This window comes from Pseudomonas weihenstephanensis (genome assembly GCF_001043055.1).
GTDB lineage: Bacteria > Pseudomonadota > Gammaproteobacteria > Pseudomonadales > Pseudomonadaceae > Aquipseudomonas > Aquipseudomonas weihenstephanensis.
On the sequence record NZ_JYLF01000003.1, the window covers coordinates 112588 to 126258 of the forward strand.

Genomic DNA, 13671 nt, shown 5'->3' on the forward strand with positions numbered 1-13671 from the left:
TTTCCTGTTCTCGATTAGCCGCGCGCGGCTGCGATCTTTATCAACTTGGCGTAATAGAAGCCATCATGCCCGCCTTGCTGGGCCAGCAACTGGCGCCCGTGCGGCTGCTTGAGGCCGAACTGCCCGGCGATGTCCAGCTCACGCGCACCCGGTGTACGGGCCAGGAAAGCTTCAATCACTTCGGTGTTTTCGGTCGGCAACGTCGAGCACGTGGCGTAGAGCAGGATGCCACCGACGTCCAGCGTCGGCCACATTGCGTCGAGCAACTCGCCTTGCAGGGTCGCCAAAGCGGCGATGTCGTCAGGTTGGCGTGTCAGTTTTATGTCTGGATGGCGTCGGATAACGCCTGTCGCCGAGCAAGGCGCGTCGAGCAAGATGCGCTGGAACGGCTTTCCGTCCCACCAGGTAGCGGTATCGCGGCCGTCGGCTGCGATCAATTCTGCACTCAGGCCCAGACGCTCCAGGTTTTCGCGTACACGCACCAAGCGCTTGGCTTCCAGGTCTACTGCCACCACGCCAGCCAGTTTGGGTTCGACTTCAAGGATGTGGCAGGTTTTACCGCCCGGCGCGCAGCAGGCGTCGAGCACGCGCTGGCCGGGTGCCAGGTCGAGCAGGTCGGCCGCCAATTGCGCGGCTTCGTCCTGCACGCTGATCCAGCCTTCGGCAAAGCCTGGCAGGTTGCGCACGTCGCAGGCTTCGGCCAGCACGATGCCGTCCTGGCTGAAGGTGCACGGTTGCGCTTCAATGCCGGCTTCGATCAGCAATTGCAGATACGCATCGCGGCTGTGATGACGGCGATTGACCCGCAGAATCATCGGCGGATGGGCGTTGTTGGCCGCGCAGATGGCTTCCCACTGCTCAGGCCAGAAGGCTTTCAGCGATTTTTGCAGCCAGCGCGGGTGCGCCGTGCGCACTACCGGGTCGTGCTCCAGCTCGGCCAGCAAGGCTTCGCTTTCACGCTGCGCATTGCGCAACACGGCGTTGAGCAGCGCTTTGGCCCACGGTTTTTTCAGTTTGTCGGCGCAGCCTACGGTTTCGCCGATGGCGGCGTGGGCAGGAATACGGGTGTAGAGCAGTTGGTACAAACCGACCAGCAGCAGCGCCTCAACGTCCGCATCGGCGGCCTTGAACGGTTTTTGCAGCAGTTTGTTGGCCAGCGCGGACAAGCGCGGTTGCCAGCGTGCCGTGCCGAAGGCGAGGTCCTGGGTGAGGCCGCGATCGCGGGCCTCGACCTTGTCCAGTTGCAACGGCAGTGAGCTGTTAAGCGAGGCTTTGCCGTTGAGCACGGCGGTCAGTGCCTTGGCGGCGGCCAGACGCGGGTTCATTGAGCGGTTTCCGTTGCGCCGAGGAGGGTGCTGATGGCGAATTTCTCACGACGGCTGTTGAAAAAGTCGCTGAAGTTCAGCGCCTTGCCACCGGGTAATTGCAGGCGGGTCAGCGCGAGTGCGCCATCGCCGCAACCAACGATCAGGCCTGTTTTTCTGGCTTCAAGGATTTCGCCAGGCTTACCGACAGCGTCGAAAGGCAACAGGCTGGCCGCGAGCACTTTCATGGCTTCGCCCTTCAACGTGGTGTGGCAAATGGGCCACGGGTTGAACGCACGAATCTGACGCTCCAGTTCACTGGCCGGACGGGTCCAGTCGATACGGGCTTCGTCCTTGTTCAGCTTGTGGGCGTAAGTCGCGAGGCTGTCGTCTTGTACTTCGCCCTGCAACGTACCGGCCGCCAGCCCGGCGATGGCTTGAATCACCGCAGGCGGGCCTAGCTCGGCCAGACGGTCGTGCAGGCTGCCGCCGGTGTCTTCAGAGGTGATCGGGGTTTTTACCTTGAGCAGCATTGGCCCGGTGTCGAGCCCGGCTTCCATGCGCATCACGGTCACGCCGCTTTCACCGTCGCCCGCTTCGATGGCGCGCTGGATCGGTGCCGCGCCCCGCCAGCGTGGCAGCAAGGAAGCGTGGCTGTTGATGCAGCCCAGGCGCGGAATATCCAGTACCACTTGCGGCAGGATCAATCCGTAGGCCACGACCACCATCAAGTCCGGTTTGAGCGCGGCCAGTTCGCCTTGCGCGTCAGGTGCTCGCAGAGTCGGCGGCTGCATCACGGGAATGTTGTGTTCCAGCGCGAGTTGTTTGACCGGGCTTGGCATCAGCTTTTGCCCGCGCCCGGCCGGACGGTCCGGCTGGGTGTAAACCGCGACGATCTCGTAAGGCGTGTTTAGCAGCGCCTTGAGGTGTTCAGCGGCAAATTCTGGGGTGCCAGCAAAGACGATGCGCAGTGGCTCAGTCATGGGGTTCTCACTTGGAATAGGGGGAGGCGGCAAATACACACCTGGATGACTGGCGAATAACCCCGAAGGCTGCGAGCGTAAGCCTTTAAAAGCTCGCAGCCAGCGCCTGCAACGAGGCTTGGAAACCCGGGGTCAGGCCGCGTGTGCCCGTTAAAGGTCGATCAAGTGTTCTGGCGGTGCAGCTTTTCCAGCTTCTTCTTGATCCGGTCACGCTTGAGATTAGACAGGTAATCGACAAACAGCTTGCCGTTGAGGTGATCGCATTCGTGCTGGATACACACGGCCAGCAGGCCTTCAGCGATCATTTCGAACGGTTTGCCGTCGCGGTCCAGCGCATTGATTTTGACGCGCTGCGGGCGATCGACGTTTTCATAGAATCCCGGTACCGACAGGCAACCTTCTTGATACTGGTCCATCTCGTCGGTCAGGGTTTCGAATTGCGGGTTGATGAACACCATTGGCGCGCTGCGATCTTCGCTCAGGTCCATGACCACGATGCGCTTGTGCACATTGACCTGGCTGGCGGCCAGGCCAATGCCCGGTGCTTCGTACATGGTTTCAAACATGTCATCGATCAACTGACGCACTTCGTCGTCCACAACCTCCACGGGCTTGGCGATGGTGCGCAGTCGCGAGTCTGGGAATTCGAGGATATTTAGGATGGCCATAGGCGTAATTGCTGCACTGTATGAAAGATTGATAACGGTTGTCAGGTGGTCCTGAGGACTCGGGCAACCTGTGCAAAACGTCTCTTCCAGAGAGAACCCGCTCGGGTTCAGGCGTTTTACGCGAAGAAACATAATAAAGGGATTCATCCGCGGATGAAACGACTAGCTGCCGGGCTGCATGGCGCGCGCGCCGTGCTGGCCGCTGCTTGCAGCACTTTGAAACCACCCCGTGGCATCTACTGTGTCAGCAGATATGACATGTGTGGCGGCGTTCTGTCCCCCGCTTTTGGGCTTGGAAACTCAGGCCCCGCCTGCGTTAGATGTGAGTCGGATGCTTACAGGGCCTGAGTTTTATTGCCCACTTCCTGGCGATTCTGCCAAGTGGCCATTGGCCCCTTCCCTGCCTGGCTGAATCGTTCAACTAAGGTGGGGTGTGCCCGCTGTTTTTCAAGTGAATGAGCAGGCTCAACCGTCGCGATTGCGGCGATTGCCCAACAACTTGTTAACAGAGTTATCCACAGCTTGTTCATTGCGTAACGCTGCTGAAACCGATCAAGGATGATCCTATGTCGCTGTCTGATTGTTCCCGTATTTCCCCTGCTGAGCTCGAAGCCCGACTGCGCTTGCATGGCTTGCCCGAGCTTGGCCCCCGGCGTTACTCCACGCTTTTCAGTGCCTTTGGTTCGGCCAGTTCGGCGCTCAGCGCACCGGCCAGCGCGTGGCGTGCTTTGGGGCTGCCAGCGGTGTGCGCCGAGGCTCGGCGCAGCGCCGTAGTTCGCGACGGTGCAAGCGCTGCATTGCGCTGGCTTGAGGGCTGCAAGCACCATGTGCTGCTGCATGATCAGTGCAATTACCCGGCGTTATTGTCTGAACTCAACGATGCGCCGCCGCTGTTATTCGTGGCGGGCGAGCCATCTATTCTGGAAAAACCGCAGTTGGCGATGGTCGGTAGCCGACGCGCTTCACGGCCCGCTCTGGACACCGCCACGGCCTTTTCTCGCGCATTGGCGGGTGCCGGTTTTGTGATCACCAGTGGCTTGGCGTTGGGCATAGATGGCGCGGCGCATCAGGCTGCACTGGACATCGGCGGGCAAACAATTGGCGTGTTGGGCACCGGGTTGCAAAAACTTTATCCACAGCGCCATCACGCGCTGGCCGACGCAATGATTGCCAGCGGCAGCGCAGTGGTTTCGGAGTTCCCGCTGGACGCCGGACCGCTACCGGGCAATTTCCCGCGGCGCAACCGCATCATCAGCGGTTTATCGCTCGGCGTGCTGGTGGTGGAAGCCAGTGTGGCCAGCGGCTCGCTGATCACGGCCAGGCTGGCGGCCGAACAAGGGCGTGAGGTGTACGCCATACCCGGCTCGATCCACCACCCCGGTGCGCGGGGTTGCCATCAATTGATCCGCGATGGGGCTACGCTGGTGGAAACAGTCGAACACATTCTGGAAGGGTTACACGGCTGGCGATCCATGCCCTTATCGACAGGTGGAATGTTTACGCCAAGCTGTCATCTGCTCGTGCAATTGTTGCAGGCATCGCCTTACACCAGCGAAGGACTGGCCAGTGCCAGTGGTTGGGAATTACCCGCGTTGCTGGCCGCCCTGACCGAGCTGGAACTGGAGGGCCACGTGGTGCTGGAGGCCGGGCGTTGGTTTGCTCGCGCCAGCTAAGTACACTTGCGCACAGCACACATCTGGAGACATTCAATGATCAGCACCTGGCGCGTACAGCAAGCCGCAACAGCCATTCGCGCGGGCGCGGTAATTGCCTACCCCACCGAAGCTGTTTGGGGATTGGGTTGCGACCCATGGGATGAAGAGGCCGTCGAGCGGTTGCTGGCAATCAAATCGCGGCCGGTGGAAAAAGGCCTGATTTTGGTGGCCGACAACATTCACCAATTCGACTTTTTGTTTGAAGACTTCCCGCAGGACTGGCTCGACCGCATGGCCAGCACTTGGCCGGGGCCCAACACCTGGTTGGTGCCGCACCAAGGGTTGTTGCCCGAGTGGATCACCGGCATGCACGATTCGGTGGCCTTGCGTGTGAGCGATCACCCGCTGGTGCGGGAGCTGTGCTCGCTGGTAGGGCCGATTGTGTCGACGTCTGCCAACCCGGCCGGGCTGCCGGCGGCACGCACGCGACTCAAGGTGGAGCAGTATTTCCGTGGGCAAATCGACCACGTTTTGGGTGGCAACCTGGGCGGGCGTAAAAACCCGAGCGTGATTCGTGATTTGGCGACGGGCAAAGTGGTTCGCCCGGCGTAAATCCTTACACAAACGTAGGAGCGAGTAAGCTCGCTCCTACGTGGTTTGGCACATCAGGGCACCAAGATGGTCGACCCGGTGGTGCGACGGGCTGACAGTTCGGTCTGCGCCTTGGCTGCGTCTTTCAAGGCAAAGCGCTGGCTGATGTCCACGGTGATGTGGCCATTGCGGATCATGTTGAACAGCTCGTCCGCCATCGTTTGCAGGTTTTGTGGGCTGTTGGCGTAGGACGCCAGTGTCGGGCGCGTGACGTACAACGAGCCTTTCTGCGCCAAGATCCCCAAGTTCACACCCGTCACTGCACCGGAGGCATTGCCAAAGCTGACCATCAGCCCACGCAGCGACAAGCAGTCCAATGATGTGAGCCAAGTGTCTTTGCCCACGCCGTCATACACCACGGGGCATTTCTTGCCGTCGGTCAGTTCCAGCACGCGTTGAGCGACATCTTCATGGCTGTAATCGATGGTTTCCCACGCGCCAAGCTTTTTGGCCAGTGCGGCTTTTTCTGGCGAGCTGACGGTCCCGATCAACTTCACACCCAGCGCCTTGGCCCATTGGCAGGCAATCGAACCGACGCCCCCGGCAGCCGCGTGGAACAGAATGGTTTCGCCACCTTTAAGTTCATAGGTCTGACGCAGCAGGTACTGCACCGTCAGGCCCTTGAGCATTACGGCTGCTGCGTGCTCAAACGAAATATCGTCGGGTAGCTTCACCACATTTGCGGCGGGCAGCACGTGCAATTCGCTGTACGCCCCCAGTGGGCCGGTGCCATAGGCCACGCGGTCGCCTACTTTGACGTTGTGCACGTCGCTGCCGACCGCGTCGACAACGCCTGCGCCCTCGTTGCCCAGCCCGGACGGCAGTTCAGGCAGCGGGTAGAGGCCGCCACGGTAATAGGTATCGATGAAATTGAGACCGATGGCCTGGTTGCGTACCCGCACCTGTTGCGGGCCCGGCGCGGCGGGTGAGTAGTCAACAAACTCAAGCACTTCTGGGCCGCCGTGGGCCCGAAACTGAATACGTTTAGCCATCTGCACTGTCCTCGCTGATTTCACGAAGGCTACATCCAACGCTTAAGCGTGATCTTCGTCAACTGCGATGAGGCCGGGGGCGGTGTTATGCTAGCCGCCCTTTGCCGCCGGCCCCGCTCTGACGAAGTGCCGCGTAGCTTTGACCTATTCAAGGTGATGTCATGACTACCCGCACCGAGGCTGTAAAAGCCTACTTGCTCGACCTTCAAGACCGCATTTGCAACGCGCTGCAAACCGAAGACGGCGGCACCCGCTTCGTGGAAGACGCTTGGCAGCGTCCGGCAGGCGGTGGCGGTCGGACCCGTGTGATTGAAAATGGCCATGTGATCGAAAAAGGCGGCGTCAACTTTTCCCACGTCTTTGGCAGCGGCTTGCCACCCTCGGCCAGCGCTCACCGCCCTGAGCTGGCAGGCCGTGGTTTCGAAGCGCTGGGCGTGTCGTTGGTGATCCATCCGCACAACCCGCATGTGCCAACGTCCCACGCCAACGTGCGTTTTTTCATCGCTGAAAAAGAAGGCGAAGAGCCGGTCTGGTGGTTTGGCGGTGGCTTCGATCTGACGCCCTACTACGCCGTTGAAGAAGACTGCGTGCACTGGCACCGCATTGCCGAGCAGGCTTGCGCGCCGTTCGGTGCCGATGTCTACCCGCGCTACAAAGCCTGGTGCGACACCTACTTTCACATCAAGCACCGCAACGAGCCGCGCGGCATCGGCGGCCTGTTCTTTGATGACTTGAACGAGTGGGATTTCGACACCTGCTTCGCTTTCATTCGTGCCATCGGCGATGCCTACATCGATGCCTACCTGCCGATCATTCAGCGCCGCAAAAACGACGAATACACCGCCCAGCAGCGCGAATTCCAGGAGTTCCGCCGCGGCCGCTACGTGGAGTTCAACCTGGTCTACGACCGTGGCACCTTGTTTGGCTTGCAGTCCGGTGGCCGTACCGAATCGATCCTGATGTCGTTGCCACCTCAAGTGCGCTGGGGCTACGACTGGAAGGCCGAGCCAGGCAGCCCCGAAGCGCGTCTGACCGATTACTTTTTGCAAGACCGCGATTGGTTGGCCAACGCCTGACATTGCCCGAGGAGCTTGCCTGATGGACCGTTACGTCGTTTTTGGTAACCCGATCGCCCATAGCAAATCGCCGGTGCTGCACCGCTTATTTGCCGAGCAAACCGGTCAGGCCATGCAGTACGACACCCTGCTCGCACCGCTGGATGATTTCACAGGCTGCGCCACCGCGTTTTTCAAAGATGGGCGTGGCGCCAATATCACGGTGCCATTCAAGGAAGAGGCCTACCGCCTGGCCACGCAACTGACCGCGCGCGCGCAGCGGGCCGGTGCGGTGAATACCTTGAGCAAGCTGGCCGATGGCAACGTGTTGGGCGACAACACCGACGGCGCAGGCTTGGTGCGCGACCTGACGGTCAACGCGGGCTTTAGCCTCAAAGGCAAACGCATTCTGATATTGGGCGCGGGTGGCGCGGTGCGGGGTGCGCTGGAGCCATTGCTGGCTGAACAACCGGCCTCGCTCATTATTGCCAACCGTACCGTCGAAAAAGCGGAAGTGCTGGCCGAGCTGTTCAGCGACCTGGGACCGGTCTCGGCCAGTGGTTATGACTGGTTGGCTGAGTCGGTGGACGTGATCATCAATGCCACTTCGGCCAGCCTGGCAGGTGAGTTGCCGCCCATTGCCAGCAGCTTGATCGAGCCAGGCAAAACCCTGTGCTACGACATGATGTATGGCAAAGAGCCAACACCTTTCTGTGTGTGGGCCAGCGCGCACGGCGCGGGCACGGTCATGGACGGACTGGGCATGTTGGCAGAGCAGGCGGCAGAGGCCTTTTACCTGTGGCGTGGCGTACGCCCGGACACCGCACCTGCGTTGGCGCACTTGCGCAAATTGTTGGCCAACTAAACCGGTAGCCGCCAGCGCAGGCGGCGTTTGCTTATTACGACGGCTATGGCGCCGGACGCAGCCTGCGGTTACGGCGGTTGGAGGTTTTTATGCAGCGCATCAAGGGTTACCACGCTCACCTATATTTCGATGCCTCGACCCTCGATCAGGCACGCGCCCTGGCCGAAGAAGCGACCCAGCTATTTAACGTGCAGATGGGCCGGGTCCACCAACGCCCGGTTGGCCCGCACCCGGACTGGAGCTGCCAACTTGCGTTTGGCCCTGAACTGATCGGCGTGGTCTTACCGTGGCTGGCGCTTAATCGGCGTGGATTAGTGGTTTTTCTGCACCCCGATACTGGAAATGACCTGCTGGATCACACGGAACATGCGATCTGGATGGGGGCGATTCGGCCGCTGGATTTGTCTGTTTTTTGAACGCGAACGCAGGCCCTGTGGCGTATAAGTTTGAGTAGATTATTTAAATCGGGATGCGTCTGACATAAAGTTGGGCTCCTTCCTTATGGTTGTATTTCGTCGTTGAGTCTAGATTTAATAATCTTAGGTGAATGTATACGGTTATTAAATGCGCACAACATTGCCTGCTATCGATGTTACGGCTTACCCTGAATGTAATTCTGGAGGCCACTATTCACCGTCGGCCCACGTCTAAATTGTGGGCAAAGTTTCCCCCAGGCAGGTCAGATCCGGTTGCTATGTCGCTGGAGTCTAGAATTCAAAACTCTTCAAAGTTTGACTGTATTGCTACTTTTGAAGAGTTTGTGAAACGCAACGGTTGGAGCGTTTATTCAAAAATCGAATTAAAGGCTTGAGCTGCTGCTGATCAACTGTGTGCCAACAGGTAAACAAAAAATCCAGCGCTGGTTGGTTATTCAATGGAGAGATTTGCGCACTCAACGATAGAGATGATGCGAATCCGTCGAACCCTCGTAATGGGGTGGGCGAAACGCTTGCTTCTATTCTTGGCAAGGTAATGCGATATGACGACACGATAGAAGTGCCAGGCGAGATCCCCATAAACAGGGTGGGTCAATGATTAATATCTGTGACGCTGGAGAGGATAGTTTCAGCGGTTATGCCTTGCTTAAGGCGTTTATTTTTAGCGAAAGGGTGGAGCGGTGTCAGTCTAATATTTGAATAGGCAGCATGTCGTAAATCAACCAAAAGGCCAGACTGCAACTCGTTGAAAAAAATCGAGGTGTTCGATGAGTCGTTCCAAGTTTTTGTTGGCGTCTATTGTTTTTTTTATATTGGCCTGCTTTAGTTTGCACTTGGCCAGCGGTGATATATCCGAGAATCCTTCGAATGTGTTAGAGACGACGGGTGTTCCTGCGCCAGTAATTTACGTTGCAATAATGCTAGGCGTCGGGCTTCTTGCGGTGTTGATGGCAGGTGTGGGAGTGCTGATTTCCACTCAGCTGTCAACGTCCTCCTACCGTTTAAAAATAGCGGTATTTATCATGTTTAATAGCTGGCTGGTGCTGGCTTCGTTGCTGGGTATTTTAATAATCGCTGGGTATGTGCTCGATACATTTTTCAGTGTGGTGGGCGTTGTGCTTTATGCGCTTGTTATCGGTCTTGTGTGGGTGTCGGTACCGAGACGAGTCTACATCCTCAAATAGTGGCGTTGATCGTCGGATTTCTACCGGCACCTATTCCTGATTAAACGCTTCGAAATTGACTGTTTTTTGATCAGTTTCTTGGTGTGAGGATTTTTTTTGAATTTTTTTTCAACGCTGAAATCCAGCCGCTTCTCCCAGCGCCCTCATGGCGCTGATAGCCCCTTGTGGCAACGGCTGAACGTTGATCATGGCCATGTGTCATACCATGCCATGAGCTAACGTATTAGACGTGAAGCCGTGGGCAGCGATTAGTTCTAAAAGGCCATCCATGTTTAACTTGAATACTCGTTCAACTTAAAACGGTGGTCCGCTGCCCGCTCACAACAGGAGGCTAACCTTTGCCGAATCCGCTCTTTTTGCCCGCGTTTTATCTCTATAAGGTGCACATCCAATGAGTGTACCCATGACGTCTGAGACGTCCTCGATCCGCATGAACCCGCCCGTGTTTTACTTCGCAGCGATCTTTATTCTGATCTTTGGCGTGGTAGTGATTTGCATGCCCGTGGAGGCCGGTAAATGGCTGCTGGCTGCGCAAAACTGGGCGGCCAATACGGTCGGCTGGTATTACATGCTAGCGATGACCCTGTATCTGATCTTCGTGGTCGTCACCGCCTTGTCCGGCTACGGCAAGATCAAGCTCGGTGCCGACCACGACGAACCTGAGTTCAGTTACCTGTCCTGGGCGGGGATGCTGTTCGCCGCTGGGATCAGCATCACGCTGTTTTTCTTTTGTGTGTCCGAACCGCTGACCCACATGCTCAATCCGCCTCAAGGCCCGGCCGGTAATGCCGAGGCCGCGCGCCAGGGCATGCAGTTGCTGTTCTTGCACTGGGGTTTGCATGGCTGGGGCGTGTTTGCGTTTGTCGGCATGGCGCTGGCGTACTTCGCGTATCGCCACAACCTGCCGCTGGCGCTGCGTTCGGCGCTGTACCCGCTGATCGGTAAACGAATCAACGGCCCTATCGGCTACGCGGTAGACGGCTTCGGCATCATCGCGACCGTGTTCGGTCTGGGTGCCGACATGGGCTTTGGGGTGTTGCACCTCAACTCCGGCCTCGACTATCTGTTCGGCATGCCGCATACCCAATGGGTGCAGGTGGGTCTGATCACGTTGATGATGGGCGCGGCCATTCTGGTGGCCATCGCCGGGGTCGACAAAGGCGTGCGGGTGATGTCGGACATCAACATGCTGCTGGCCTGTGCGCTGCTGCTGTTTGTGTTGTTCGCAGGGCCGACCCAACATTTGCTCAACACCCTGGTGCAAAACATCGGTGACTACCTGGGCGCATTGCCGACCAAGAGTTTCGATGTGTACGCCTACGACAAACCGAGCGACTGGCTGGGTGGCTGGACCGTGTTTTACTGGGCCTGGTGGATCGCATGGTCGCCGTTTGTAGGTTTGTTCATTGCGCGTATTTCCCGGGGCCGCACCATCCGTGAGTTCGTGTTCGGCGTGCTGCTGATCCCGCTGGGCTTTACCCTGGCGTGGATGTCGATTTTCGGTAACAGCGCCATCGACCAAGTGCTCAACCACGGCATGGTTGCCCTCGGTCAGTCGGCCATCGACGACCCGTCGCGGACCTTGTACCTGCTGTTGGAAACTTACCCGTGGAGCAAAACCGTGATCGCCGTGACGGTGTTCATCAGTTTTGTGTTCTTCGTCACCTCGGCCGACTCCGGCACCGTGGTGCTGTCTACCCTCTCGGCGCGAGGTAATAACGCTGACGAAGACGGTCCGAAATGGCTGCGGGTGTTCTGGGGTGCAATGACGGCGCTGATCACCAGTGCGCTGTTATTTTCGGGCAGCATTGATGCGCTCAAGTCGGCGGTGGTGCTGACATCGTTGCCGTTCTCGCTGATTTTGTTGCTGATGATGTGGGGCCTGCACAAAGCGTTCTATCTGGAATCGCAGAAGCAAATTGCACAGATGCATTCCTTGGCACCGGTCTCGGCCTCGCGCCGTGGGCGTGGCGGTTGGCGACAACGCCTCAGCCAAGCCGTGCACTTCCCGTCGCGTGACGAGGTGTACCGCTTTATGGACTCCACGGTGCGCCCGGCGATTGAAGAAGTGAGCGCGGTGTTCCGTGAAAAAGGCCTGAACGTCGTCACCCAGCCGGACCCGGCCAATGACAACGTGAGCCTGGAGATCGGTCACGGTGAAGAGCACCCGTTCATCTATCAGGTGCAGATGCGTGGCTATTTCACGCCGTCCTTCGCCCGTGGCGGGTTTGGCAAAAAAGAGCAACTGCGTAATCGTCGTTACTACCGCGCTGAAGTGCACTTGAGTGAAGGCAGCCAGGACTACGACCTGACCGGCTATACCAAAGAGCAAATCATCAACGACATCCTCGACCAGTACGAACGCCACATGCAGTTCCTGCATCTGGTGCGCTGATTGAAACAAGCCCGCCCGCAATGGGCGGGCTTGTTTTCGCAGGGGTTGTGCTGGCGGTACGCGCGGTGCGTGCGCTAAGAGCTGCTGCATCATTGACCTGCGAAGGGCCTTATCAGCCGCCGGTGCGTGAGCAGATCCGGAATTTGCCGCTGGCGTTTATGGCGTGCTGATACACCTGTCTCGCAGGCTGTGATCTTTAACGATCAAAAGATCGCAGCCTGCGGGGTGTTGTGTCACTTGAAGGCTTGGTGCAACTGCGCCAGCGTGTCGAAGTGGTATTTGGGGGCGAACGCGTTCAGCTCTTCAAAGCTGCCAAAACCATAGCCCACTGCGGCGGCATCCAGGCCGTTGTCCCGCGCCCCGATCAGGTCGTGTTTGCGGTCGCCGATCATCAAGGTTTGCGCCGGGTCCAGCCCCTGTTCGTGCATCAGATGAGCAATCAGCTCGACCTTGTTGGTGCGGGTGCCGTCCAGTTCGCTGCCGTAAATCACCTTGAAGTGCTGTGCGAAGCCAAAGTGACGGGCGATTTCACGGGCATAGACGTGCGGCTTCGAGGTGGCGATAAAGAGCTGCCGACCCTGCGCCACCAGCTCTTGCAGCAACGGCGTGACGCCCTCGAACACTTCGTTTTCATACAGCCCGGTCACCGCGAAACGCTCGCGGTAGAACCCCATCGCTTCCCACGCTTGTGCCTCGTTAAAACCATAGGTGGCCATGAACTGTTGCAGCAATGGCGGGCCGATGAAGTGTTCGAGTTGGGTCAGGTCAGGTTCGTCGATCCCCATTTTGCTCAGGCCATACTGGATCGAGCGGGTGATGCCTTCGCGCGGGTCAGTCAGGGTGCCGTCGAGGTCGAACAATACGTTTGGGTAATGCATGCAAGGCTCCTAAAAAGTGGGCTTAAAGCGGCAGGTGGTAGCCTTCGGCCAAGTGCTGGTCTTTGAGTTTTACGTAGTTACCCGCGCTGTAGGTGAAGAAGGCTTGCTCTTTTTCGGTCAGTTCGCGCACCTGCCTGACCGGGCTGCCGACATACAGAAAGCCACTGGCCAGACGCTTGCCCGGTGGTACCAGGCTGCCCGCGCCGACAATCACGTTGTCTTCAATCACGGCGCCGTCCATCACGATGCTGCCCATGCCGATCAAAACGCGGCTGCCCACGGTACAGCCATGCAGCATGACTTTGTGCGCGATGGTCACATCGTCACCCATCAGCAAGGGGAAGCCCTGGGGGTTGAACGGCCCGGCGTGGGTGATGTGCAACACGCAGCCGTCCTGCACGCTGGTGCGCGCCCCGATGCGGATGCGGTGCATGTCGCCACGGATCACGGTCAACGGCCAGACGGAGCTGTCGGCACCGATCTCGACATCGCCGATGACCACGGCCGAACGGTCGACGAAGGCGCGCTCGCCCAATGAAGGTGTGTGCTGCTGGAACGGACGGATGGACACAAATAGCTTCCTTCTTTAGCAGTAATAGCGGGG

General features: G+C 58.5%; 14 protein-coding genes. 8 read left to right on the forward strand and 6 right to left on the reverse strand.

Going from position 1 to position 13671, the window contains the following annotated elements; genetic code table 11:
• Positions 1-14 precede the first annotated feature (14 nt).
• The 3 genes from rsmB to def form a co-directional block, all read right to left on the reverse strand.
• The gene (rsmB, locus tag TU86_RS08095; RefSeq protein WP_048363785.1) at positions 15-1325 is read right to left on the reverse strand and encodes a 16S rRNA (cytosine(967)-C(5))-methyltransferase RsmB; all 1311 of its coding nucleotides are present in this window, start codon (positions 1323-1325) and stop codon (positions 15-17) included.
• Positions 1322-2287, reverse strand: a complete 966-nt coding sequence (gene fmt, locus TU86_RS08100; RefSeq protein ID WP_048363786.1) for a methionyl-tRNA formyltransferase — start codon at positions 2285-2287, stop codon at positions 1322-1324. Before fmt ends, rsmB begins: the two co-directional genes overlap by 4 nt.
• 161 nt (positions 2288-2448) lie before the next feature.
• Positions 2449-2955 (reverse strand): peptide deformylase, encoded by a 507-nt coding sequence (def, locus tag TU86_RS08105; RefSeq protein WP_048363787.1) that lies wholly within the window; start codon positions 2953-2955, stop codon positions 2449-2451.
• 566 nt (positions 2956-3521) lie between these two features.
• Here def and dprA point away from each other — a divergent pair.
• Both dprA and tsaC read left to right on the forward strand, forming a co-directional pair.
• On the forward strand, positions 3522-4628 hold the full coding sequence (gene dprA / locus TU86_RS08110; protein WP_048363788.1) for a DNA-processing protein DprA: 1107 nt from the start codon (positions 3522-3524) through the stop codon (positions 4626-4628).
• A gap of 36 nt (positions 4629-4664) precedes the next feature.
• Positions 4665-5222: an L-threonylcarbamoyladenylate synthase type 1 TsaC gene (gene tsaC / locus TU86_RS08115; protein ID WP_048363789.1), complete on the forward strand. Its 558-nt coding sequence runs from the start codon at positions 4665-4667 to the stop codon at positions 5220-5222.
• 53 nt (positions 5223-5275) lie between these two features.
• Here the strand turns inward: tsaC and TU86_RS08120 are convergent, their stop codons facing one another.
• A complete protein-coding gene (locus TU86_RS08120) occupies positions 5276-6253 on the reverse strand; it encodes an NADPH:quinone reductase (RefSeq protein WP_048363790.1) in 978 nt (325 codons plus the stop codon).
• Positions 6254-6414: 161 nt separating this feature from the next.
• Between TU86_RS08120 and hemF the strand changes: the two genes are divergently transcribed.
• From hemF to betT, 6 genes are all read left to right on the forward strand, one after another.
• Entirely contained in the window at positions 6415-7329 is a 915-nt protein-coding gene (hemF, locus tag TU86_RS08125; RefSeq protein WP_048363791.1) for an oxygen-dependent coproporphyrinogen oxidase, read from the forward strand.
• A 22-nt stretch (positions 7330-7351) separates the two neighbouring features.
• Positions 7352-8173, forward strand: a complete 822-nt coding sequence (gene aroE, locus TU86_RS08130; protein WP_048363792.1) for a shikimate dehydrogenase — start codon at positions 7352-7354, stop codon at positions 8171-8173.
• An 89-nt stretch (positions 8174-8262) separates the two neighbouring features.
• Positions 8263-8589 carry a DOPA 4,5-dioxygenase family protein gene (locus TU86_RS08135; RefSeq protein WP_048363793.1) on the forward strand — a complete coding sequence of 109 codons (327 nt, stop codon included), beginning with the start codon at positions 8263-8265 and terminating at the stop codon, positions 8587-8589.
• 412 nt (positions 8590-9001) lie between these two features.
• Complete coding sequence (locus TU86_RS23650; protein WP_157395885.1) at positions 9002-9208, forward strand: lipid II-degrading bacteriocin; 207 nt, start codon at positions 9002-9004, stop codon at positions 9206-9208.
• Between the two features lie 169 nt (positions 9209-9377).
• A complete protein-coding gene (locus tag TU86_RS08140) occupies positions 9378-9794 on the forward strand; it encodes a hypothetical protein (RefSeq protein WP_048363794.1) in 417 nt (138 codons plus the stop codon).
• Between the two features lie 391 nt (positions 9795-10185).
• Complete coding sequence (gene betT, locus TU86_RS08145) at positions 10186-12189, forward strand: choline transporter BetT (protein WP_048363795.1); 2004 nt, start codon at positions 10186-10188, stop codon at positions 12187-12189.
• A gap of 233 nt (positions 12190-12422) precedes the next feature.
• Here the strand turns inward: betT and TU86_RS08150 are convergent, their stop codons facing one another.
• Positions 12423-13067, reverse strand: coding sequence for an HAD family hydrolase (locus tag TU86_RS08150; protein ID WP_048363796.1), 645 nt, complete (start codon positions 13065-13067; stop codon positions 12423-12425).
• Between the two features lie 22 nt (positions 13068-13089).
• Complete coding sequence (locus TU86_RS08155) at positions 13090-13638, reverse strand: gamma carbonic anhydrase family protein (protein ID WP_048363797.1); 549 nt, start codon at positions 13636-13638, stop codon at positions 13090-13092.
• Between the last annotated feature and the right edge of the window lie 33 nt (positions 13639-13671).